The organism is Frateuria defendens (assembly GCF_001182895.1).
GTDB classification, from domain to species: Bacteria; Pseudomonadota; Gammaproteobacteria; order Xanthomonadales; family Rhodanobacteraceae; genus Frateuria_B; species Frateuria_B defendens.
The window spans coordinates 1-23,625 of sequence record NZ_LFQR01000134.1; the positions used below are offsets into that span (position 1 = coordinate 1).

The window sequence follows — 23,625 nt, forward strand, 5'->3', positions numbered from 1 at the left end:
GGAAGGCGCGCCCTCGGGGTGTCCTTCTCTTTGGTTACTTTCTCTTGGACAAGCAAGAGAAAGTAACTCGCTCATCGGCAGATGAGCGAAACCCCGGCCAAAGGCCGGCCAGATCCCAAGAACGCATCGACGAACGAACACGTGAAACCGAAACACCGACACGCCGGCTTGCAACTGGCTGCAACGCAAGCGCGCCCCGCCCCTCGTCCATCGCTTGTCGCCTCGACTCTTCCATCCCGGCCCACGCCAGCATTGAAGAACACCTCGCATCAGCGCATCCGCACGCCGCAACCTTGCGACAAATCGCCACGCGTGACCTGCGGCAAGCCCGACAAAAGGTTCCGATAAGGCGCTCTGACCATGATGCAGCACAACCGGCGCATCGCCGGCTGTTCCGCCGCCGGCATCGCCTGGGCGCGGGACGCAACTCCCGCCTCTGAGCCACGGAATCCTTCATGCTTGGTCTAGTCCGCATTGCCCTGGCGCGTCCGTACACCTTCATCGTGCTGGCGATCCTGATCCTGATCGCCGGCCCGCTGGCCGCCTTCAAGACGCCGACCGATATCTTCCCCAACATCGGCATTCCGGTGGTGGGCGTGGCCTGGTCGTACACGGGCCTCTCGCCCAACGACATGTCCGGCCGCGTGCTGTACTACTACGAGCGCGCGCTGACGGCGACGGTGGGCGACATCGACCACATCGAGTCGCAGTCGCTGCCCGGCATGGGCATCGTGAAGATCTACTTTCAGCCCACGGTGGACATCCGCACCGCCACGGCGCAGGTGACCTCGGTGTCGCAGACGGTGCTCAAGCAGATGCCGCCGGGCATGACGCCGCCGCTGATCCTCAACTACAGCGCCTCGACGGTGCCGATCCTGCAATTGGCGCTGTCCAGCCACTCGCTGTCGGAGGCGCGCATCTACGACACCGCGTCGAACTTCATCCGCCCCGCGCTGGCCTCGGTGCCGGGCCTGGCGATGCCCAACCCCTACGGCGGCCGCACGCGCCAGATCACGCTGGACCTCAACCCGCAGGCGCTGGCCTCGGTGGGCCTGTCGGCGCAGGACGTGGGCAATGCGCTGGCGGCGCAGAACCAGATCATACCGGTGGGCACGGCCAAGATCGGCCAGTACGAGTACACCATCCAGCTCAACAACAGCCCCACCGCGGTGGCCGCGCTCAACAACCTGCCGATCAAGACGGTGAACGGCGCGACCATCACCATCGGCCAGGTGGCGCATGTGCGCGACGGCTCGCCGCCGCAGCAGAACGAAGTGCGCGTGGACGGCCGCCGCGCGGTGCTGATGACCATGCTCAAGGGCGGCAACGCCTCCACCCTGGACGTGGTGGCCGGCATCAAGTCCTCGCTGCCGCGCATCGAGGAAACCACGCCGCCGGGCCTCAAGATCACCCAGATGAACGACCAGTCCACCTTCGTGAAGGCGGCGATCGCCTCGGTGGCGCGCGAGGGCATCATCGCGGCGGTGCTGACCTCGCTGATGATCCTGGTGTTCCTGGGCAGCTGGCGCTCCACCATCATCATCGCCATTTCGATCCCGCTGGCGGTGCTCTCGGCCATCGCCCTGCTCTCGGCCACCGGGCAGACGCTCAACGTGATGACCCTGGGCGGCTTGGCGCTCGCGGTGGGCATCCTGGTGGACGACGCCACGGTGACCATCGAGAACATCAACTGGCACCTGGAGCAGGGCAAGGACGTGCGCACGGCGATCATGGACGGCGCCAAGCAGATCGTGACCCCGGCCTTCGTCTCGCTGCTGTGCATCTGCATCGTGTTCGTGCCGATGTTCATGCTGGGCGGCATCGCCGGCTTCCTGTTCCGGCCGATGGCGATGGCGGTGATCTTCGCCATGGCCTCCTCCTTCCTCCTCTCGCGCACCCTGGTGCCGACGCTGGCGATGTACCTGCTCAAACCCCACGTGACGGAGGCGGAGCCCGGCCAACACCCGGAGGCGCCCTTCGTCAACCACCACGACGGCGACCGCCGCGAGCCGGCCGGGACGTCGCGTGTGCTGGGCGCCCTGTCGGCCTTCCAGAAGGGCTTCGAGGCCCGTTTCGAGAAGGTGCGCGAGGGTTACCTGTGGCTGCTGACGATGGCGCTGTCCAACCGCAAGCGCTTCATCATCGGCTTCCTCGGCTTCGTGCTGCTGTCCTTCCTGCTGGTACCCACGCTGGGCCGCAACTTCTTCCCCTCGGTGGACGCCGAGTCGATCGCCATGCACGTGCGCGCCCCCACCGGCACCCGGCTGGAGGAAACCGCGGCCGAGTTCGACCGCATCGAGGCGGCGGTCCGCCAGGTCATTCCGCCGAAGGACCTCGGCACCATCGTCGACAACATCGGCCTGCCGACCAGCGGCATCAACGTGACCTACAACGCCAGCGGCACCATCGGCCCGCAGGACGGCGACATCCAGATCGCGCTGAAGGAGGGCCACGCCCCCGCGGCCGACTACGTGCGCAAGCTGCGCACCGAGCTGCCGCGCGCCTTCCCGGGCAGCAGCTTCTCCTTCCTGCCGGCGGACATCACCAGCCAGATCCTCAACTTCGGCGCGCCGGCTCCGCTGGACGTGAAGATCAGCGGCCCCAACCGCGACGGCAACTACGCCTACGCGGTGGACATCATGCGCCGCATGCGCGCCATCCCCGGCATCGCCGACGTGCGCATCCAGCAGGCGATGAACTACCCCGAGCTGCTGGTGAACGTGGACCGCGTGCGCGCCAACGGCTTGGGCATCACCGAGAGCGACGTCACCAACAGCATGGTGGCGAGCCTGGCCGGCAGCTCGCAGGTGGCGCCCACTTACTGGCTGAACCCCGCCAACGGCGTCTCCTACGCGGTCGCCGCGGCCACGCCGCAGTACCTGATGGATTCGATGACGGACCTGCAGACCCTGCCGATCACGCCGCGCAGCGGGCCCGGCAACTACCAGATCCTCGGTGGCCTGGCCACGTTCAAGCGGGTGCCGAGCGCGGCGGTGGTGAGCCACTACAACATCGCGCCCTCGTTCGACATCTTCGCCACCGTGCAGGACCGCGACCTCGGCGGCGTCTCCGACGACGTCAACAAGCTGCTCGCCTCGATGGAGAAGGAGCGACCCAGGGGCGCCAACGTGGCCCTGTACGGCCAGACCGGCACCATGAACGTGGCCTTCTCCGGCCTGCTGTTCGGCCTGCTCGGCGCGGTGGTGCTGATCTACCTGCTGATCGTGGTGAACTTCCAGTCGTGGCTGGACCCGTTCGTGATCATCACCGCCCTGCCCGCGGCACTGGCCGGCATCGTGTGGATGCTGTTCGTCAGCCGCACCACGCTCTCGGTGCCTGCGCTCACCGGCGCCATCCTCTGCATGGGCGTGGCCACGGCCAACTCGATCCTGGTGGTGAGCTTCTGCCGCGAGCGGCTGGCCGAGCACGGCGACGCGCTGCGCGCCGCCACCGAGGCCGGCTTCACCCGCTTCCGCCCGGTCTGCATGACCGCGCTGGCGATGATCATCGGCATGCTGCCGCTGGCCCTGGCGCAGGAGCAGAACTCGCCGCTCGGCCGCGCGGTGATCGGCGGCCTGCTGTTCGCCACCTGCGCCACGCTGCTGTTCGTGCCGGTGATCTTCAGCCTCGTGCACGGCCGCGAGCAGGCCGACACCTCTTCCTCTTCCGTTTCCGGAGCTACCCCCGATGTCGCATAACGACGCAACCCTGCCCGTCAGCCAGACCAAGCTGCCGCTGAAGAAGCTCGGCGGGATCTTCCTGGTGGTGGTGATCCTGGCGGTGGTGTGGGGCCTGTACAACCGCCACCGCGACGCCCAGGCGCTGGAGAGCTGGACCGACGACCAGCTGACCCCGACCGTGCAGCTGGCCCCGCCCGGCGAGGCGGCCGGCAACACCATGACCCTGCCGGGCCGCCTCGACGCCTGGAACAACGCGCCGATCCGCGCCCGCGTCAGCGGCTACCTGAAGGACTGGTACAAGGACATCGGCACCGCGGTGAAGGCCGGCGACGTGCTGGCGAAGATCGACACGCCCGACCTCGACCAGCAGTACGAGCAGGCCAAGGCCGACCTGGTGCGCTACCAGGCTGACGCCCGCCTGGCCGACGTCAGCGCCCGCCGCTGGAAGAACCTGCGCGCCTCCAACTCGGTCTCGCAGCAGGAGCTGGACGAGAAGGAAGGCCAGGCCGACTCGGCCCACGCCAGCGTGCTCTCCGCCCAGGCCAACGTGGACCGGCTGGCCGCGCTGGAGTCGTACAAGAAGATCATCGCGCCCTTCGACGGCACCGTCACCGCGCGCCGCACCGACATCGGCGACCTGATCACCGCCAACGTCTCCACCGGCCCGGAACTGTTCACCGTGGCCGACACCAGCAAGCTGCGCCTGTACGTGAGCGTGCCGCAGAACTACAGCACCATGGTCAAGCCCGGCATGAAGGTGCAGCTGGCGGTGCCCGAACACCCGGGCCAACTCTACGACGCGACGCTGGTGGGCACCTCCGGCGCGGTCAACCAGCTCTCCGGTGCGGTGCTGGCGCAGTTCATGGTGAACAACAAGGACAACCACCTGCTGCCCGGCGACTACGCCGACGTGCACTTCCAGGCCATCCCCAACAGCCAACTGGTGGTGGTGCCCTCCAGCGCGCTGCTGTTCCGCGCGGCCGGCCCACAGATGGCCACCGTGGACGATCACGGCAAGGTGGTGCTGCACGACGTGCACATCGCGCTCGACATGGGCCAGACGCTGGAGATCGACCAGGGCCTGACCCCGCACGACCGCGTGGTCGTCAACCCCACCGACTCGCTGCAGCAGGGCGACGCGGTGCGCGTGTCGGACGCAGACGGCAAGAACGCCACCGCCGTCGCCAAGGCAGGCTGACATGACGCGCGCCCTTCCCCCGCGCGCCGTCCGGCGCAGCCTGCTCGCCGCCGGCCTGCTCGCCGCCCTCGCCGGCTGCTCGCTGGCGCCGACCTACCGCGTGCCCGAGACGGTCGTGCCCGCCGCCTACAAGGAAGTGGACAAGATGTGGGTGCAGGCCGCGCCCGCCGACGCCCAGCCGCGCGGCGACTGGTGGTCGGCCTACGGCGACCGCACGCTCGGCGAGCTGGAAACCCGCCTGGACCAGCACAGCCCCACCCTGGCGGCGGCGCTGGCCCGCTACGACATGGCCACCGCCTACGCCGGCCAGCTGCGCGCGGGGCTCTTCCCGAGCCTCGACCTCGGCGCCAACCCGCAGCGCATCCGCCAGTCCAACAACAAGCCGCTGCGCGGCGCCAACCAGCCGGACGAATACACCAGCAACACCGCCGGCCTCGCGCTCGACTACGAGCTGGACCTGTGGGGCCGCATCCGCAACCAGGTGAAGGCGGGCAACGCACAGGCCGCCGCCTCGGCGGCGGACCTCGCCTCGGCCAAGCTGAGCCTGGAGGCCGAGCTGGCCGACCTCTACATCCAGGCGCGCGGGCTGGACATCCAGGCGCGCATCCTCACCGACTCCATCGGCGTCTACCGGCAGGGCCTGCAACTGACCAAGGACCGCTTCGCCGGCGGCATCACCTCGATGCTGGACGTGACCCGCGCCCAGGCGCAGCTCTCCGACGCCCAGGCGCAGGCCTCCGACGTGGCCGCCCAGCGCGCGCTGGCCGAGCACGCCATCGCCAGCCTGGTCGGCGAGCCGGCCTCCAGCTTCAGCCTGCCTGCCGACGCCACGCCGCTCACGGTGCCGGCGATCCCACTCGGCATTCCTTCCACCCTGTTGCAGCGCCGGCCGGACATCGCCGCCGCCGAGCGGCGCACCTTTGCCGCCAACGCGCAGATCGGCGTGGCCCGCGCGGCCTTCTTCCCGAGCCTCAGCCTCTCGGGCCAGTACGGCTGGCAGAACATGGGCGGCGGCAGCCTGCTCACCGCCGGCAACCGCTTCTGGGCGGTGGGCCCGCTGGCCGCGCTCAACCTGTTCGACGGCGGCCTGCGCCGCGCCCAGGTGCGCGAGGCGCGCGCCGCCTTCGACGAGGCCTCCGCGCAGTACCGCAGCACGGTGCTCGGCGCCTTCCAGCAGGTGGAGGACAACCTCTCGCTGCTGAAGAACCTCGGCCAGGAGGCCGAGCAGGAGCAGGCCGCGGCGGACGCCGCCACGCAGTCGCAGACCATCGCCACCAACCGCTACCGCGAGGGCGCGGTGAGCTACCTCGACGTGGTGACGGCGCAGACCGTGGTGCTGGACGCGCAACGCATGACCGAGGCCGTGCGCACCCGCCGCCTGCAGGCCAGCGTGGACCTGATCCGCGCGGTGGGCGGCGGCTGGAGCACGGCGGCGCTGGCGCAGGCCGCGGCAGGCGGCCATGCGCCGATGACCGCGGCGCGCTGAGCGGCGAGGACGATCGCGCCGGCCCTGGCCAGGCCCGCCGGCGCGACGCACAGGGACGGCCGGCGCGCCTCGCGCCGGCGCTCCCGTCGGCCTGGCGACGCCGTGGCAGCCCGCCACGGCGGCCCTCACCCGACAGGAGACACCGATGCACCTCTTCCGACGCCCCGCCCTGCTCAAGCAAGGCTCCGCCCTGGCCCTCGCGGCCGCCTGCACCGGCCTGCTGGCCGGCTGCGCCAACACCATCAGCTCCGAGCCGCTGGTCAAACCCTCGGGCACGCTGGCGGCCGAAGCCGCCCGGGTCGCCCCGGACGGCGCTCCCGACAGCCATGGCCTGCACCTGGTGTACGGCTACGAGCGCACCGCCGACGCCGGCTGCACCGCCGGGCCGGCCTCGGCCCAACCCGGCCCGCTCGAACGCTACGGCGTCACGCTCTGCCAGGGCCAGACCCCGCTCTCCACCGCACACTTCGTGGCGGCCGCCGGCCCTGCGCGCGATACCGGTCTCGCCGCCCGCCAGCGCCTGGCCCACCTCGCGGAAGAGGCATTGGTGCCGCCGGCGCCGCCGGCGTCCACGCCGTAACGACGTTTCGGGACGCTGCCCCGGCGCTTCCGTCGCCGGCCTCTCACCGAGTTCCTCCATTCCAGGGATGCCCGTCCGCATCCCAGCGGGCCGCGCACCGTGCCCGCCTTCGATGGTGAAACGCGAGACGGCGCATTGCGTCGCCCCGAAAGCAAACGGCGGGCACCAGGCCCGCCGTTCTCCATCCTTGGGTCGAACTCCCTTCCGATAACCGATGCTCAGAACGTCAGCTGGCCCCACAGACCGACTTCGTTGGTCTTGTACTGGAACGCGCTGTTCGGGCCCTGGAGCTTGTCGTACTTCCAGGCCAGCGCCAGGCGCAGGTTCTTCAGCACGTCGTAGGACACACCGGCGTTGTAGTAGGTGTCCTTGAGCTTCTGCTGGGTGTTGTTGGTGTACAGCCAGTACTTGTAGTCCACGTAGTCGTAGCGGGCGAACACGGACCACTGCGGGATGAAGGTCCAGTCGGCGAACACCGAGTAGCCGTTGGCCTTGTCCTTGCGGCTGATCGGGTCGGTCGAGACGCCGGCATGCTCGAGCACGTCGTCCCAGTTGTTGGCGGTGAAGTACTCCACGCCCACGCCGAAGGTCTTGTTGCGGAACATCGCCAGCGCATTGCCGCGGGTGGCGGTGCGGGTCGGCTGGCCGTTCTCCACGTCGTTGCCGCGCTTGCCGGTGTAGCCGCCCACGGCCAGCACCATCTCCTCGATCGGCTGGTAGGCGAAGCGGCCCTCCACGTCCACGCCCTTCGAGCGCGACGGATTGCGGAAGCCGCGGCCGTTGACCACCGACAGCTGGTAGTTGAACGAGTTGTCGCCGGTGGTGCCGCCCAGGGCATGGATACCCCAGTCGGAGGAGTTGCCGAACGAACCCACGCCCGCCGCCGCCGCGCTGGGCGAGCCGCGGCCGCCGTCGATGGAGCGATCGGTGATGGTGTTCTCCAGGAAGCGGTAGCCGTACCACTTCTCGGCGAACGGGATCCACGGCATGTCGTTGGCGCCCAGGCGCACGGTGAAGAGCGGGTCGAACTTGCCCTGCACGTAGGCCTTCTTCACGAACAGGCTGGTCTGGCCGATGGCGCTGACGTAGTTGAAGTCGGTGGTGAGGTTGGCCGACCAGATGTCGTTGAACTGGTGGTCCACCACCAGGTAGAAGCGCTTCATGTCGAAGCCGGAGCCGTTCACCGAGCCGTGGCCGTCCTTGTCGGCGAAGCCGCCGGCCGTGCCGCGCTCCTTGTGGTCCACGTTGGTGAAGTCGAAGAACATGGTGCCGCCGATCTTGGTGTTGTTGACGAACTTGTCGATCGTCGACACCTTCTTGTCGGCCGCCACCTGCGCCTTCTGCACCGCCTCGATGTTCTGGCCGGTGCTGACGTTGATGTCCGACTGCGCATCCGTGCGCTCCTGCAGCTCGTCCACCTTGGCCTGCAGGGCCTGCAGCTGGGCCTTCAGCGCCTCGATCTCGGCGCTGGCGGACGAGGAAGCCTGCGACTGGCTCGCCGCCGGCTTGTGGGCCTTCTTCGTCTGTGCCGGCTCCGCCGCAACGTGGAGGCTGGCAACGCCCAGGCCGGCAGCGATGGCTACCGCGAGCAACTTCGAACGCATGGACTGTCTCCGTAGATAGGAAAAGAGCCGGCTGGATCGCGCCCCCTATCGATCGCGATGGCGGCCAGCTTCGGGCCGGCACAGGATGCGGCGGGCCTTTTACGCTTCTGTGCACTTCGCATGACAGAACGAAGACAGCCACCCCGCTTGCGGCCTCCTGCCCCGGTGCGGCGGCGAGCGCGACTGATATGCTTGGCCGATGGAGAATCCGAGCAATAGCCTGTCCCCCCGCATGGCCGAGCGCTTCCGCGGCTTCCTGCCGGTGGTGGTGGACGTGGAAACCGGCGGCTTCGACGCCGAGCACGACGCCCTGCTGGAGATCGCCGCGGTGGCCCTGGCGATGGACGAGGAGGGCCTGCTGCGCCCGCTGCCCACGGTGTTCGCCCACGTCGAGCCCTTCCCCGGCGCGCGCATCGACCCGCGCTCGCTGGAGATCACCGGCATCGACCCGGACAACCCGCTGCGCGGCGCCCTGACCGAGCGGCTGGCGCTGGACCAGGTGTTCGCCCCGATCCGCCAGGCCATGCGCGAGGCCGAGTGCCAGCGCGCCATCCTGGTCGGCCACAACGCCGCCTTCGACCTCTCCTTTCTCAATGCCGCCGTGCGCCGCTGCGGCCACAAGCGCAACCCGTTCCACCCCTTCAGCTGCTTCGACACCGCCACGCTGAGCGGCCTGGCCTACGGGCAGACCGTGCTGAGCAAGGCGGTGCAGGCCTCCGGCCACGTCTTCGACGCCCGCGAGGCGCACTCGGCGGTGTACGACGCCGAGCGCACGGCCGAGCTGTTCTGCGCCATCGTCAACCGCTGGCGCCGGCTGGAACTGGCCGAACGCGAGCAAAGCGGCCTGGACGTCGCCTAAGAGCCTGCCCAGAACCGCTGCCTGCTCCCTCTCCTGCGTGCAGAGGGAGGCGCCAAGTCCCGCCCATAAGCTAAGATGTTGAACAGGCTCTAAGCGACTGTCCGCGCAAGGCTTTGCAAGCTCGCGCGGGGCGCCGGTCATGACAATCCTGCCCGATTGTCATATTGGTGAAACATCCAGCTCATTTCATTGCAACACGTCCGGCTTGAAATGGCGGCGGACGGGAATTCCCCGTGCCGCACAGCCTGCTGAAGGAGCAACCGTGTTGAACGCATCCACCCTGATCCGCCTCGGCTCGATCGCCGCGATCGCCGCCGCCGCCGTGTTCGGCACGGCCGCGCAGGCCACCGACATCACCGGCGCGGGCTCCAGCTTCGTCTATCCGGTGCTGTCCAAGTGGTCGGCCAGCTACGCCGAGAAGACCGGCAACAAGCTCAACTACCAGTCGGTGGGCTCGGGCGCCGGCATCGCGCAGATCAAGGAAGGCACCATCGACTTCGGCGCCTCCGACGCACCGATGAAGGCCGAGGACCTGGCCAAGTTCGGCCTGGGCCAGTTCCCGGTGGTGGTCGGCGGCATCGTGCCGGTGGTCAACATCACCGGCGTGCAGGCCGGCCAGCTCAAGCTCGACGGCGCCACCCTGGGCGACATCTTCCTGGGCAAGATCACCAACTGGAACGACCCCAAGATCGCCGCGCTCAACGCCGGCCTCGCCCTGCCCGCGGGCAAGATCACCGTGGTGCACCGCTCCGACGGCTCGGGCACCTCGTTCAACTTCACCAACTACCTGTCCAAGGTGAACCCCGAGTGGGCCGACAAGGTGAAGTTCGGCACCTCGGTCGACTGGCCGAGCGGCGTGGGCGGCAAGGGCAACGAGGGCGTGTCGCAGTACGTGCGCCAGATCAAGGGCTCGATCGGCTACGTCGAGTACGCCTACGCGGTGAAGAACAAGATCAGCTGGATCAACCTCAAGAACGCCGCCGGCGCGTTCGTGGCGCCGAGCGCGGAGACCTTCGCCGCCGCCGCGGCCACCGCGGACTGGGCCTCGGCCAAGGACTTCAACCTGATCATGACCAACGCGCCGGGCGCCAACGCCTGGCCGATCACCGCCACCACCTGGGTGATCCTGTACAAGCAGCCGAAGAACGCCGAGCACACCAAGGTCGCCTTCGACTTCTTCAAGTGGGCGTTGGAGAATGGCCAGCAGCAGGCCGCCTCGCTCGACTACGTGGCGCTGCCGCCCGCGCTGGTGAAGAACATCGAGGCCTACTGGACCAGCGAGTTCAAGCACTGATGCCCCCGCCGCGCCCGCGTGGCGCGGCACCGGCCGCCGAGGCCGATCGACCGGGCCGCCTCGTCCTTCCGGACGGGGCGGCCCACGGCTTGAACGGCATCGTGCACGATGCGATGGCTCGCCCCCTGTCGCGATAGAGGAAGATGGAGCAGATGCAAGCGAACGACGGTGTCACCGCGCCCGGCATGATCCAAGAGCAGCGCGCCCGCCGCGACGCGCGCGACGACCGACTGTTCGGCTGGCTGCTCAAGCTCTGCGCCCTGCTGGTGCTGGCCGCCCTGCTCGGCGCCGCCGGCGCCACCCTGTGGGGCGGGCGCGAGGCCTTCGGCCACTTCGGGCTCGGCTTCCTGGCCAGCTCGGCCTGGGACCCGGGCAGCGACACCTACGGCGCGCTGGTGCCGGTGTACGGCACGCTGGTGACCTCGGCCATCGCGCTGCTGATCGCGGTGCCGGTGAGCTTCGGCGTCGCCGTCTACCTCTCCGAAGTGGCGCCGCGTTGGCTGCGCACGCCGGTGGCCTCGGCGATCGAGCTGCTGGCCGGCATCCCTTCGATCATCTACGGCATGTGGGGTCTGTTCGTGTTCGCCCCGTTCTTCGCCGACCACATCAAGCCGTGGCTCACCAACTACCTCGGCGACAAGCCCGACGACGGCAAGTTGTCGTGGGTGGCCGCGCACGTGCCCTTCGTGGGCAAGCTGTTCGGCAGCGACTCGCCGTTCGGCGCCAGCGTGCTGGCCGCCGGCATCGTGCTGGCGGTGATGATCATCCCGTTCATTTCCTCGGTGATGCGCGAGGTGTTCCAGACCGTGCCCACGCGGCTCAAGGAGTCCGCCTACGCGCTGGGCTCGAGCACCTGGGAGGTGGTGTGGGACATCGTGCTGCCCTACACCCGCTCGGCGGTGATCGGCGGCATCTTCCTGGGGCTGGGCCGCGCGCTGGGCGAGACCATGGCGGTGACCTTCGTGCTCGGCAACGCCATGCAGCTCTCCCCCTCCCTGCTCGACCCGGGTGCCTCGATCGCCTCCACCATCGCCAACCAGTTCAGCGAGGCGGCCGGCATGCAGAAGTCCGCGCTGATGGCGCTGGCCTTCCTGCTGTTCGTGGTGACCTTCATCGTGCTCTTGATCGCGCGCCTGATGCTGCGCCGGCTGGCGCACAAGGAGGGCCGCTGATGAGCGCGCTCTACCTGCGCCGGCGCATCGCCAACTGGGTGGCGCTGGCCCTCTCGGGCCTGGCCACCCTGCTCGGCCTCGCCTTCCTGGTGTGGATCCTGTGGGAGACCCTGCGCCAGGGCATCGCCGCGCTGGACCTCAAGCTCTTCACCAAGATCACCGCCTACGGCGAGGACGGCGGCCTGGCCAACGCCATGGTCGGCAGCCTGATCATCGACTTCATCGGCATCGCCATCGCCACGCCGATCGGCGTGCTGGCCGGCACCTGGCTGGCCGAATACGCCAACCGCACCCGCCTGGGCGAGGCGATCCGCTTCTTGAACGACATCCTGCTGTCGGCGCCCTCGATCGTGCTGGGCCTGTTCGTCTACACCATCGTGGTGCTGCCCATCACCTCGCTCACCTCCGGCAACACCACCTTCTCCGGCTTCGCCGGCGGCGTGGCGCTGGCGTTGATCGCGCTGCCGGTGATCGTGCGCACCACCGACGAGATGCTGCGCCTGGTGCCCTCCACCCTGCGCGAGGCGGCGCTGTCGCTGGGCGTGCCGCAGTGGAAGCTGACCTGTCAGATCCTGGTGCGCGCGGCGCGCTCGGGCATCATCACCGGCGTGCTGCTGGCGCTGGCGCGCATCAGCGGCGAGACGGCGCCGCTGCTGTTCACCGCCTTCGGCAACAACTACATGACGCTCAACCCGCTGGACAAGATGGCCAGCCTGCCGCAGGTGATCTACCAGTACGCCAACGATCCGGGCGACGCCATGCACGCCCTGGCCTGGGCGGGCGCGTTCGTGGTCACCATGTTCGTGCTGCTGCTCAGCCTGGCGTCCCGTTTCGTCCTTTCCCGCAACAAGGTGTCCCATGAATGACTCGGCCCTCGCCGCGCCGCCGGTCCAGGCCGCGGCGGCCACGCCGCCCAAGCTGAAGGTGCGCGACCTCAACTTCTACTACGACGGCTTCCATGCCCTGAAGGGCATCAGCATGGACGTGCCGGAGAAGCAGGTCACCGCCATCATCGGCCCCTCCGGCTGCGGCAAGTCCACCCTGCTGCGCATCTTCAACCGCATCTACGCGATCTATCCCAAGCTCGAGGCCCGGGGCTCGATCGAGCTGGACGGCGAGAACATCCTCGCCCCCGGCTATTCGATGAACCGCCTGCGCAGCAAGGTCGGCATGGTGTTCCAGAAACCGGTGCCGTTCCCGATGACCATCTTCGAGAACGTGGCCTACGGCATCCGCCACCACGAACGGCTGTCCCGCAGCGAGATGGAGGCGCGCGTCGAGCAGGCGCTGCGCAGCGCCGCACTGTGGGACGAGGTCAAGGACAAGCTCAAGCAGAACGCGCTCGGCCTCTCCGGCGGCCAGCAGCAGCGTCTTTGCATCGCCCGCGCCATCGCGCTCCGGCCCGAGGTGCTGCTGCTGGACGAGCCCACCTCCGCGCTGGACCCGATCGCCACCGGCCGCATCGAGCAGTTGGTGGAAGAACTCAAGCACGAGTACACCATCGTCATCGTCACCCACAACATGCAGCAGGCGGCGCGCTGCTCGGACCGCACCGCCTTCATGTACCTGGGCGAGCTGATCGAGTTCGACCGCACCGAGCAGATCTTCACCAAGCCGGGCAAGAAGCAGACCGAGGACTACATCACCGGCCGGTTCGGTTGATCCGGCCGGGAATAGGGAATAGAGAATCGGGAATCGCAGAAGCCCGCACGCCACCACCTATTCCCGATTCCCTATTCCCCACTCCCGAGAAAAACCCATGAACGGCAGCGGCAAAGAACACATCATCAAGAGCTACGACGACGAGCTGGCCCGCCTCACCGGCGAGATCGTGCGCATGGGCGAGCTGGCGGCGACCCAGCTGGAGTCGGCCATCGACGTGGTCGAGCGCCGCGACGAGCGCGCCGCGCAGCGGGTGGTGGCCAACGACGACGCCATCGACCAGATGGAGCAGGAGATCAGCCACGACGTAGTGCGCCTGCTGGCGCTGCGCGCGCCGATCGCCGGCGACCTGCGCAACGTGTTCGCCGCGCTGCGCATCGCCGCCGACATCGAACGCATCGGTGACTACGCCGCCAACGTCGCCAAGCGCTCGATCCCACTGTCGATGGTGGCGCCGGTGGCGCCGGCCAGCGGCCTGGCCTACCTCGCCGAACTGGCGGCGGAGCAGGTGCGCGAAGTGCTGGCGGCCTACAACGACCGCGACACCGAACGTGCCTACCAGGTGTGGCAGAACGACGTGGCGCTGGACGACGCCTACACCGGCTACTTCCGCCAGCTGCTCACCTACATGATGGAAGACCCGCGCAACATCACGCCGTGCACGCACCTGCTTTTCATGGCCAAGAACATCGAACGCATCGGCGACCACGCCACCAACATCGCCGAGAACATCTGGTTCCAGGTGCACGGCGAGCCGCTCAACAAGCAGCGCATCAAGCGCGACTTCACCTCCAACCCGGAGCCCGGCCGGCTCGACGAGTGATCCGCGCCGCGGGCCACTCGCGCGTCAACGCCGTGGAGCGCGTCATGAAGGGAGGTCGTGAACAGCCCCTCCGAGCCGGTTCAAAGTCTTGCCGTTGACGCGGCTTGGCTCCTCCCCCTGCAGGGGGAGGCTGGGAGGGGTGAACTCTGGCCTCGAGGCAAGGGTTCACCCCTCCCCAACCCTCCCCTGCACGCAGGGGAGGGAGCAGGTAGGAGAGACTTTGAACAGCCCCTCAGACCGAGGTGAGCTTCAGGCCGACGATGCCGGCCACGATCAGCACCACGCAGGCCAGCCGGGCCGGCGTGGCCGGGTCGCCGAACAGGGCGATCCCCAGCAGCACGGCGCCGAGCGCGCCGATGCCCGTCCACACCGCGTAGGCGGTGCCGATCGGCAAACTCTTCGCGGCCAACGCCAGCAGCGCCAGGCTCACCGCCATCGCGGCGAGGGTGGCGAGGCTGGGCCATAGCCGGGTGAAGCCCTCGGTGTATTTGAGGCCGATCGCCCAGCCGATTTCGAACAGGCCGGCCAGCAGCAGATAGATCCAGGCCATGCGCAAGCTCCGTTGGCGCGTCGCGTCGGGGGCGTCCCCGTCGGATGGATGGCCGCCAGGGCCGTCCCTGTCGGACAGCGGCATCGGCCCCGATGCAAAGCGGGCCTTGCCGCAAGCCAGGCGGCCACGGTAGCAGCACAGCTGCCGCCGAAGCTTGCCGCACGCAGAACGGCCTGCGCGCGGCTTGCCCCGCCGCTCGCCACGCTTGCGGCACGCGCGCCGGGTGCGCTCCCGCCGGCGCCCTCCGCCTGCGCCGCGACCGGCCGACCAGGCGAAGGGCGACGCCGCGCTTACGTCATCGCGCCTGCCGCTGCCGCAACGCCTCGAACAGCACGATGCCGGTGGCGACGGAGACGTTGAGGCTCTCCATCGTGCCCGGCATCGGGATCTTCGCCACGAAGTCGCAGGTCTCGCGGGTGAGCCGGCGCATGCCCTCGCCTTCGCTGCCCAGCACCAGCGCCACCGGGCCCTTCAAGTCGAGGTCGTACACCGACTGCTCGGTGTCGCCCGCCAGGCCGGTGATCCACAGGCCCGCATCCTTCAGCGTGCGCAACGCCCGCGCGAGATTGGTGGCGGCCACCAGCGGCACGCGGTCGGCGCCGCCGGCGGAGGCGCGGCGCACCACCGGGGTGAGGCCTACCGCGCGGTCCTTCGGCACGACCACCGCGGTGACCTTGGCCGCCGCCGCGCTGCGCAGGCAGGCGCCGAGATTGTGCGGGTCGGTGACGCCGTCCAGCACCAGCACCAGCGCCTCGCTGCCGGCCGCCTCGAGCAGGGCCGGCAGGTCCTGCTCACCCGCCGGCGCCGGCGCCTCGTAGCGCGCCGCCACGCCCTGGTGGCGCGCCTCGCCGGCGAGGCGCTCGAGCTGCTCGCGCGGACGATGGTGTACCGGAATGCGCAAGGCCTTGGCCTGCTCGGCCAGCGCCTGCACGCGCGGGTTGCGCTGGCCCTGCTCGACCAGCACCTCGCGCACGCGCTCGGCGTCGTTGCCCAGCGCGCCTTCGACCGGGTTGATCCCGACGATCCAACTTTCGCTCATCGCTTGCCTTTGGGTTTCGGTGGACGCCCGCCCGGCTTCCTGCCGTCGCCCTGCGGCGTCGGCGCCTGCTTCGCGGCCGGCTTGCCGGGCTTGCCCGACGGCGCCCGCTTCGAGGGCGCCTTGCCCGGCGCCGCGGCGGCACGGCGGGGACGCCGCTCGGCCGGAGGCGCCGGCGCATGGGCGCGCGGACGGGGCGGCGGATTATCGCTGATCGGCGCCGCCTTGGGTTCCTCCGGCTCCTCGCTGCGCCGACCGAACACGCGGCCGATGGCCTTGGCCGCGCGGCCGAGCATGCCGGCCGGCTTGGACTTGGGCAGCGAATAGCGCTCGCCGGCCGCAGCGTAGTCGTAGGCCTTGGCCGGATGCGGCGGCGCCGCGCCGCGCGCCGGCCGCGGTGAAGCGAGCCGGAAGTCGATCTTGCGATCCTCCAGGCTCGCGCGCAGCACCTGCACGCGCACGTGGTCGCCCAGGCGGAACTGCGTGCCGGTGCGCTCGCCCTTGAGCAGGTGGCGGATCGGGTCGAAGTGGAAATAGTCGTTGGGCAGCTGGGTGACGTGCACCAGGCCCGACACCTTCGACTCGTCCAGTTCCACGAACAGGCCGAAGGAGGTGACGCCGGTCACCGTGCCCTCGAACTCCTCGCCCACGTGCTTGGCGAGCCAGGCGCACTTGAAGCGCTCGTCCACGTCGCGCTCGGCCTCCTCGGCGCGGCGCTCGCGCTGCGAGCAGTGCACCGCCAGCGCCGCCATCTCGGCCGGCGCGTAGCGGTAGTCGGCGGGCTTGCCGCCGGCGAGCGCGTGGCGGATCGCGCGATGCACCAGCAGGTCCGGGTAGCGGCGGATCGGCGAGGTGAAGTGCGCGTAGGCCGACAGCGCCAGGCCGAAGTGGCCGAGGTTCTCCGGCTGGTAGGCCGCCAGGCTCTGCGCGCGCAGCAGCACCGACTGGATCAGCTCGCGCTCGGGCCGGTCGTGCACCAGGCGCAGCAGGTCGGCGAAGTCGCCCGGCGTCACCTCTTCCAGCGACGGCAGGCCGAGCTTGAACTCGCGCAGGAACTGCTGCAGGTCCTCGAACTTCTCCGCCGGCGGCGGCTCGTGCGCGCGGTACAGCGCGGGGATCTTCTTCTTGCTGAGGAACAGCGCCGCCTGCACGTTGGCGGCGATCATGCATTCCTCGATCAGCTTGTGCGCGTCGTTGCGCGCGGTGGCGCCCAGACTCTCCACCTCGCCGCGCTGGTCGAGGCGGAACTTCACCTCGGCCGTCTCGAAGTCGATCGCGCCGCGGCGGCGGCGCTGCCCGGCCATGGCCTTGTACAGCGCGTGCAGATGCTCGAGCTGCGGCAGCACGTCGGCCACCTCGTGGCGGGCGTCGGCGTCCTTGAGGCCCACCGCCTGCCACACGCGGTCGTAGGTGAGGCGCGCGTGCGAGCGCATCACCGCGTCGTAGAACTTCGAGCGCGCCACCTCGCCGTCCGCGTCCACCTGCATCTCGCACACCATGCACAGCCGCTCCACCTTCGGGTTGAGCGAGCAGATGCCGTTGGACAGCGTCTCCGGCAGCATCGGCACCACGAAGCCGGGGAAGTAGGTGGAGGTGCTGCGTTCGTGCGCCTCGCGGTCGAGCGCGCTGCCGAGGCGCACGTAGTGCGAGACGTCGGCGATCGCCACGATCAGCTTCCAGCCGCCGCCGCGGCGCGGCTCGGCGTACACGGCGTCGTCGAAGTCGCGCGCGTCGGCGCCGTCGATGGTCACCAGCGGCAGCGCGCGCAGGTCCACGCGGCCCTCGCGCTCGGCGGCGCTCACCGCCGGCTCCACCTGGGCCGCCTCGCGCAGCACGTCGGCGGGCCACTCGTGCGGCAGGCCGTAGCTGGCGACCGCCATCTCCACCAGCAGCGAGGGCTGCAGGCGCTCGCCCAGCACCGCGCGGATGGCGCCGATGGGGCCGCGCTGGGGCGTCGGCGGGTCGGTGATCTCGGCCACCACGATCTGGCCCGAGCGCGCGTCCTGCGTCTGCGCCGGGGGAATGAGGATGTCCTGGTGCAGGCGGCGGTCGTCCGGCACCACCACGATGACGCCGTTGTCCACCACCACGCGGCCCACCAGCCGCGACGGGCGCCGCTGCAGCACCTCCACGATAGCGCCCTGCCGGCGCCCGCGCCGGTCGATGCCGACCACGCTGGCGAGCACGCGGTCGCCGTGCAGCACGCCGCGCATCTGCTGCGGCGAGAGGTAGAGATCCTCGCCGTCCTCGTCGGGACGCAGGAAGCCGTAGCCCTCCGCATTGGCGAGTACGGTGCCGGGGATCAGGTCGAGCTTGTTCGCCGGCGCGTAGCCGCCGCGCCGGCCCAGCAGCAGCTGGCCGTCGCGCACCATCGCGTTGAGGCGCTTGCGCAGAGCGTTGAGCTCGTATTCGTCGCCAAGCTCCAGCGCTTCGGCGATGCGCGCCTCGGTCAGCAGCTCGCCGCGTTCTTCCAGCAGCGCGAGGATCACCTCGCGGCTGGGGATCGGGCGCTCGTAGCGTTGCGCCTCGCGCTCGGCATGCGGGTCCTGCGGCTTGTGCGCGCCGGGTCGGCGCGCACCGTGCTTGGACGGCGAAGGCGGCGAGGCGTGGCGACGGCTGCCGGGTCGGGGTTTTCTGGTCACGTAGTGTCCTTGTGGTGCGAGGTGCCCGAAAAAATTTCGGGCACTGGAGTGAAAGAATAGTTGACAAGACCCGGACAGGTGCCTACTCTACGCGGCTCACGCAGCCCGAGCGGCTTGCTTGACCACCTGCCCAGGTGGCGGAATTGGTAGACGCACTAGTTTCAGGTACTAGCGGGTAAAACCGTGGAGGTTCGAGTCCTCTCCTGGGCACCAATTGTAAACGAAGCCCGCCGCAAGGCGGGCTTCGTTTTTTGTGCGCGTCCATCTGCGCGCAGACATCGCGCCGACGTTCCCGGCCGACCAAAAAGAACGGCGCCCCGCCGGAGCGTGGGCGCCGTGGATCCACGGCAGCGGATCGTTCGGTGAATCGGGAAGGCAAAAAGCGATGCGCCCCGCCCAGCGCCGCGCGCTCCGGCCGGGCGCACGACGGCGCCTTCCTATCGGCGCGTCTTCAGAAGGCCACCACGGTTTTCAGGCCCAGCACGAGCGCATTCTTGTTCTCGCTGGTGCCGCCCGGATGCAGGATGTACTGCAGGTTGGGCTGCAGCGTGACGGAGCGGATCGGCTGCCAGCTGTAGAACAGCTCGCTCACGTATTCGTAGCTGTCGGCCACCAGCCCGGCGTCGTCGGGGTGATAGGCGTTGTAGAGGCGCTGGTAGTCCGCCTGCCGGCTGCTCGCATGGGTGGCTGCGAAGCCCAGGCCGATGATGTCGCCGCTGCGTGCGAACGGGCCGTGGTATTCGAGGTTGAGCGAGAACTGGCGATCCACTGGCGAAGTCTGGCGATCGCCCGCCGTCGCGCGCAGGCCGACGGTGAGGCCCTTGCCGCCGTTGATGCCGCTGACCTGCTGCAGGAAGGCGATGTAGCCGCTGTAGGCGCCGTCGCGCTGGCGGCCCGGCAGGCCTGTGATGGCGCGCGGCTGGCCGTTGGCGTCCTCGATCAGGTCGGGCAGGCCGCCGCTGTTGTAGACCACGCCGAACTTGTAGCTGCCGTCGTAGCCGCCGAACGTGGGCGTCCAGCCGAATTCCAGCGGCACCACCACGCCCTGCGTGCCGCCGGGGTTGTTGATCTTCCAGGCGCTGCGGCGCATCCAGGCGTTGTCGATGTAGGTGGGGTTCTGCTGGTACACGCCCAGCTGCACGTAGGTGTGCGCGCTGGTGGCCCACTTGCCGCGCACCATCCACACGCTCACCGGCCAGTTCATCCAGTAGCGGCCGAACACGTTGCCCTCTTCCGAACCGCACAGGCTGAGGTTCTGGAAATCGCAGTTGGCGTAGCCGAAGTCGTCGCCCTCCGATTCGCGGCCGGCCTTGATCGCCAGGCGGTGGTCGAAGAAGCCCTTCTCGACGGTGAGCTTGGTCAGCCAGGTGGTCTGGCCGCGGCCGTATAGCTCCTGCGTCTGCTGCAGGTTGCCCAGCCTGGAATCGGTGTCGAGGTTGCGGCCGTTGCGGTTGGTGTAGAGCAGCGTGAACACGGTGTCGTGCCAACCCCACAGCTTGTCCAGGTCCAGCGTCACGCCGGCCTTCCACTGGTCGGTCATGCGGGTGAGGCGGCGGTCGCCGCCGCGGTAGTTGTGGCCGGCTTCGTTCTGGTAGCCGAAGCTGAAGTCGATGCCGTCGTCGGCGAGGCGGGTGCGGGTGCCGCCCCAGTCGCCGAACAGGTAGGGGCGGCTGGCGAGGTCGTCCGCCGCGCAGGCGGTGGAGGCGCCGAGCCCGAGCAAGGCCAGCAAGGCCGCGGCTTTGCGGGGACGCGGCAGGCCAAGGGAAAAGAACATGGTGTTTCTCCCTTTTTGAAACGTGGGTCACGGCGCCCGGGAAGGGTCTGGCGCCATGCGGGTTCCGGCGGGCGAGGCCCGCGCGGGAAGAGCGCCCGCCGACCGCACGGGCCGGCGGACGCAGGCGGACGCGATCAGCCGTGCAGCATGTCCTGCTTGATCGCGGCGGCCGCGCGCAGCGACAAGGCCGCCATGCTCAGCGTGGCGTTCACCGTGCCGGCCGAGGCCATGGCGCCGCCGGTGGCGAGGAACAGGTTCTTGTGGTCATGCGTGCGCATCCACTTGTCCACCACCGAGTTCTTCGGGTCGGCGCCGCCGATGGTGCCGCCCATGATGTGGTTGTTGGGGTTGAAGTACGGCGTCGTCTCGATCTCGGTGGCGCCGAACAGCGCGGCGATCTTCTGCAGGTGCTGGCGCGAGAACACCGCCGACTTGCGCACGTACTCGCCCACGTCATAGGTGATGTGCGGGAACGGGATGCCCAGACCGTCCTTCCGGGTGGTGCTCAGGCGCAGGCGGTTCTCCGGGTTGGCCAGCACGTCGTGGTTGACGTAGATGTCCATGCCGCAGGCGGCGCGGCGGCGAATCTCCTCGTCCAGCTTCTTGCCCACCAGGCCCATCTGCAGCGCCTTCACGCCGGCCTTGAGATTCTGCGCGGTGTTGTTCATGCCGATCTGGATCGCCGCGTACTCGCGGCGGAAGTCGCCGTCGCGGAAATTGGTGATCGAGCTCATCTGCACCGAGCCGCCGCCGGTCCAGATCGGCTCGGCCGCCTGGAAGCTCATCAGGATGCCCGGATGGTCCATCATGTTGCGGCCCACCTGGTCGGAGCTGTTGGCGATGCCGTTGGGGTTGCGGTCGTTGGCGGCCAGCAGTAGCAGCTTGGGCGTCTCGATGCCGTTGCCGGCGATCACGAAGGTCTTGGCGGTGACCTTGTGCGAGACCTTGTCCGGGTCGTAGTAGTGCACCGCCGTCACCTCGTTGGCGGCGTTGGTGTCGATGCGGTAGACCACCGCGTTGGGGATCACCCGCGCGCCGAGCTTCTCGGCCTTGAGGGTGTGGTAGACGCCGTGGTACATCGCGCCGATCGGACAGATCGGCATGCAGTTGTTGTTGCCGCAGCACTGCGGGCGGCCGTCGTAGGGGCGGCTGTTGCGCGCCTGCGGCACCGGCGTGTTGGCGTAACCGGCCGTGGCCACGACCTCGGTGAAGCGGCGGTCGGCCGGGCCGTAGGGCATCGGCTCCATCGGGAACGGCTGCTTGCGCGGCGCCACGTACTTGAGCGAGGTGTCGTTGGGGCCGTTGACGCCCATCTCCACCTCGGCCTTGTAGTAGTAGTCCTCCAGCTCGTCGTAGGTCACCGCCCAGTCGCGGCCCACGCCATAGGTGGCGTGCAGCTGGATGTCCGACGGCAGGTAGCGCCAGGAGGACGCCGCCCAGTGCCAGGTGGTGCCGCCCACGCCGCGCAGGATGCCCTGCCGGTAGGCGTGCGCGTCGGGGCCGTCGACCTGCGGGTAGCCGTTCTCGGGCATGTACTGCGGGTGCAGCGCCCACGGCACGGTGGGGTACAGCGTGGCGTAGTCCGACGCCGCCTTGTTGGCCGGCGGCATGTTGCGCCAGTTCTCCACCAGCTGGGCGCGCTCGCGGCGCGGGCCGGCCTCCAGCATCAGCACCGACAGCCCGGCCTGGGCCAGTTCGTGCGCGACGAAGGAACCGCAGATGCCGGTGCCGACCACAACGACGTCGGCGGAAAGTTCGTTTGCCATGACAACCTCTCAGATTCGTGCTCGGCCGCGCGTTTGCCGCGCCGGCCGGTGATAGTCGAATTGCCTGCGTTGATCCGGATGCCCGCTCAGTGCCGCGCGCGGCGCTTGCGGCGCGCCAGCAGCAACACGACGAGGGCCAGCACGATCACCACGGCGATCCCCACCGCGGGGCCGGCGAGCTTCGCCAGCGCCGGCGTCGGGCCACCCTCGCGCAGCTCGGCCACGTGCGCTGCCGTCACCGACAGCGCCGCATTGCCGAACTGCTGGAGCACGTAGTTGGCGAGCGAGGCCACCTGCGCGTCACTCAGCGCCTGCACCTCCGAGCCGGGGCCGAAGCCGGGCATCAGCACGTGCTTGCCGCCGGCCTCGCGGTCCACGCCGAACAGGATGGCGGCGACCAGGTTGTCGACCGAGGCGCCGCCCACCGCGGTGTTGTGCGCCAGCGACGGGTAGAAGCCGTCGCGGGTGCCCTCGCCGGTGCTCTGGTGGCAGCTGGCACAGGCGTTGGCGTACAGCTCCTCGCCCTTCATGTCGGCCATGTTCACCTGCATGGGGCGCAGGCCGATGGTGTCGGCGTCGGTGTCGGCCGCCTTGCCCTGCGCGTAGGACGGCGCCGCCTGGCCCGGCGTGCGCACGGCGGGAATGGTGCGCAGGTAGGCCACGATGGCCCGGACGTCGGCGTCGGTGAGATGCTGCAGGCTGTTGGTGACCGCCTCGGCCATCGGCCCCGCGGCCTGCGCCTTGCCGGCGACGTGGCCGGTCTTGAGGTAGGCGGCCAGTTCCGCGTCGCTCCAGCCGCCCAGGCCGCTCACCGCGTCGCTGGTGATGTTGGGCGCGTGCCAGCTGCCGAGCTGGCTGCCGCTGTAGCTGGCCGCGCCGTCCTCGAGGGCCATCATCGCGTTGCGCGGGGTGTGGCATTCGGCGCAGTGGGCCAGGGTGTCCACCAGGTACTTGCCGCGGTTCCACTCGGCGCTCTTGGAGGCATCCGGCGCGAAGCGCTGGTTGTGCAGGAACAGCAGGTTCCAGCCGGCCATCGAGGCGCGCACGTTGAAGGGAAAGGCCAGCCTGGTCTCGGGCGCCGCCTCGTCCACCGGCTGCACGCCCTGCATGAAGTAGGCGTAGAGCGCGGCCACGTCCTCGTCGGTCATCGCCGCGTAGGAGGGGTATGGCATCGCCGGATACAGGTGCGTGCCGTGCGCGTTCACGCCCTCGCGCACGGCGCGGGCGAACTCCGCCTCGGTGTAGTTGCCGATGCCGTACTGCTTGGAGGGCGTGATGTTGGAGGAGTAGATCTTGCCCATCGGCGAGTCGATGGCGTAGCCGCCGGCGAACAGCTTGGCGCTGCCCGGCACGGTGTGGCAGGCCGCGCAGTCGGCGGCGATGGCGAGGTACTGCCCGCGCTTGACCGGGTCGCTCTGCACCTGCCCGGCCGCGGGCGTGGCGACCGGCGTTTTCTCCTGCGCGAAGGCGGACGCCACGCCGGCCGCGGCAACGGCGAG

Annotated in this window: 17 protein-coding genes and 1 tRNA gene; 11 read left to right on the forward strand and 7 right to left on the reverse strand. The window is 69.4% G+C overall.

Annotated features, from left to right (window positions below; all coding sequences use genetic code 11):
- Positions 1–455 precede the first annotated feature (455 nt).
- The 4 genes from ACH65_RS15670 to ACH65_RS15685 all read left to right on the forward strand — a co-directional run bounded on the left by ACH65_RS15670 (position 456) and on the right by ACH65_RS15685 (position 6,944).
- Positions 456–3,698: an efflux RND transporter permease subunit gene (locus tag ACH65_RS15670; protein WP_049623560.1), complete on the forward strand. Its 3,243-nt coding sequence runs from the start codon at positions 456–458 to the stop codon at positions 3,696–3,698.
- Entirely contained in the window at positions 3,688–4,878 is a 1,191-nt protein-coding gene (locus ACH65_RS15675; protein WP_049623561.1) for an efflux RND transporter periplasmic adaptor subunit, read from the forward strand. Before ACH65_RS15670 ends, ACH65_RS15675 begins: the two co-directional genes overlap by 11 nt.
- Before the next feature lies 1 nt (position 4,879).
- Positions 4,880–6,364: an efflux transporter outer membrane subunit gene (locus ACH65_RS15680; protein ID WP_049623562.1), complete on the forward strand. Its 1,485-nt coding sequence runs from the start codon at positions 4,880–4,882 to the stop codon at positions 6,362–6,364.
- Between the two features lie 145 nt (positions 6,365–6,509).
- Complete coding sequence (locus tag ACH65_RS15685) at positions 6,510–6,944, forward strand: hypothetical protein (RefSeq protein WP_049623563.1); 435 nt, start codon at positions 6,510–6,512, stop codon at positions 6,942–6,944.
- Positions 6,945–7,162: 218 nt separating this feature from the next.
- On the opposite strand, the gene ACH65_RS15690 is transcribed toward ACH65_RS15685, so the two are convergent.
- Entirely contained in the window at positions 7,163–8,548 is a 1,386-nt protein-coding gene (locus tag ACH65_RS15690) for a porin family protein (protein WP_049623564.1), read from the reverse strand.
- A 199-nt stretch (positions 8,549–8,747) separates the two neighbouring features.
- On the opposite strand from ACH65_RS15690, the gene rnt reads away from it, so the two are divergent.
- From rnt to phoU, 6 genes are all read left to right on the forward strand, one after another.
- A complete protein-coding gene (gene rnt, locus ACH65_RS15695; RefSeq protein ID WP_049623565.1) occupies positions 8,748–9,407 on the forward strand; it encodes a ribonuclease T in 660 nt (219 codons plus the stop codon).
- A 265-nt stretch (positions 9,408–9,672) separates the two neighbouring features.
- The gene (pstS, locus tag ACH65_RS15700; RefSeq protein ID WP_425478313.1) at positions 9,673–10,701 is read left to right on the forward strand and encodes a phosphate ABC transporter substrate-binding protein PstS; all 1,029 of its coding nucleotides are present in this window, start codon (positions 9,673–9,675) and stop codon (positions 10,699–10,701) included.
- A 152-nt stretch (positions 10,702–10,853) separates the two neighbouring features.
- Positions 10,854–11,873 (forward strand): phosphate ABC transporter permease subunit PstC, encoded by a 1,020-nt coding sequence (gene pstC / locus ACH65_RS15705; protein WP_049623579.1) that lies wholly within the window; start codon positions 10,854–10,856, stop codon positions 11,871–11,873.
- Positions 11,873–12,739: a phosphate ABC transporter permease PstA gene (pstA, locus tag ACH65_RS15710; RefSeq protein WP_049623566.1), complete on the forward strand. Its 867-nt coding sequence runs from the start codon at positions 11,873–11,875 to the stop codon at positions 12,737–12,739. Before pstC ends, pstA begins: the two co-directional genes overlap by 1 nt.
- A complete protein-coding gene (gene pstB / locus ACH65_RS15715; protein ID WP_049623567.1) occupies positions 12,732–13,535 on the forward strand; it encodes a phosphate ABC transporter ATP-binding protein PstB in 804 nt (267 codons plus the stop codon). The genes pstA and pstB overlap by 8 nt, the downstream gene beginning before the upstream one ends.
- A 97-nt stretch (positions 13,536–13,632) precedes the next feature.
- Complete coding sequence (phoU, locus tag ACH65_RS15720) at positions 13,633–14,358, forward strand: phosphate signaling complex protein PhoU (RefSeq protein WP_049623568.1); 726 nt, start codon at positions 13,633–13,635, stop codon at positions 14,356–14,358.
- A gap of 232 nt (positions 14,359–14,590) precedes the next feature.
- Here the strand turns inward: phoU and sugE are convergent, their stop codons facing one another.
- The 3 genes from sugE to rnr form a co-directional block, all read right to left on the reverse strand.
- Positions 14,591–14,908, reverse strand: coding sequence for a quaternary ammonium compound efflux SMR transporter SugE (gene sugE, locus ACH65_RS15725; RefSeq protein WP_049623569.1), 318 nt, complete (start codon positions 14,906–14,908; stop codon positions 14,591–14,593).
- A 295-nt stretch (positions 14,909–15,203) separates the two neighbouring features.
- Complete coding sequence (rlmB, locus tag ACH65_RS15730; RefSeq protein ID WP_049623570.1) at positions 15,204–15,947, reverse strand: 23S rRNA (guanosine(2251)-2'-O)-methyltransferase RlmB; 744 nt, start codon at positions 15,945–15,947, stop codon at positions 15,204–15,206.
- Complete coding sequence (gene rnr / locus ACH65_RS15735) at positions 15,944–18,586, reverse strand: ribonuclease R (RefSeq protein WP_082190362.1); 2,643 nt, start codon at positions 18,584–18,586, stop codon at positions 15,944–15,946. The genes rlmB and rnr overlap by 4 nt, the downstream gene beginning before the upstream one ends.
- A 128-nt stretch (positions 18,587–18,714) precedes the next feature.
- Between rnr and ACH65_RS15740 the strand changes: the two genes are divergently transcribed.
- A tRNA-Leu gene (locus tag ACH65_RS15740) sits at positions 18,715–18,799 on the forward strand.
- A 238-nt stretch (positions 18,800–19,037) separates the two neighbouring features.
- On the opposite strand, the gene ACH65_RS15745 is transcribed toward ACH65_RS15740, so the two are convergent.
- From ACH65_RS15745 to ACH65_RS15755, 3 genes are all read right to left on the reverse strand, one after another.
- Entirely contained in the window at positions 19,038–20,360 is a 1,323-nt protein-coding gene (locus ACH65_RS15745) for a carbohydrate porin (RefSeq protein WP_049623571.1), read from the reverse strand.
- Between the two features lie 134 nt (positions 20,361–20,494).
- The gene (locus ACH65_RS15750; protein ID WP_049623572.1) at positions 20,495–22,126 is read right to left on the reverse strand and encodes a GMC family oxidoreductase; all 1,632 of its coding nucleotides are present in this window, start codon (positions 22,124–22,126) and stop codon (positions 20,495–20,497) included.
- Positions 22,127–22,212: 86 nt separating this feature from the next.
- Positions 22,213–23,604, reverse strand: coding sequence for a cytochrome c (locus ACH65_RS15755; RefSeq protein ID WP_237561543.1), 1,392 nt, complete (start codon positions 23,602–23,604; stop codon positions 22,213–22,215).
- Between the last annotated feature and the right edge of the window lie 21 nt (positions 23,605–23,625).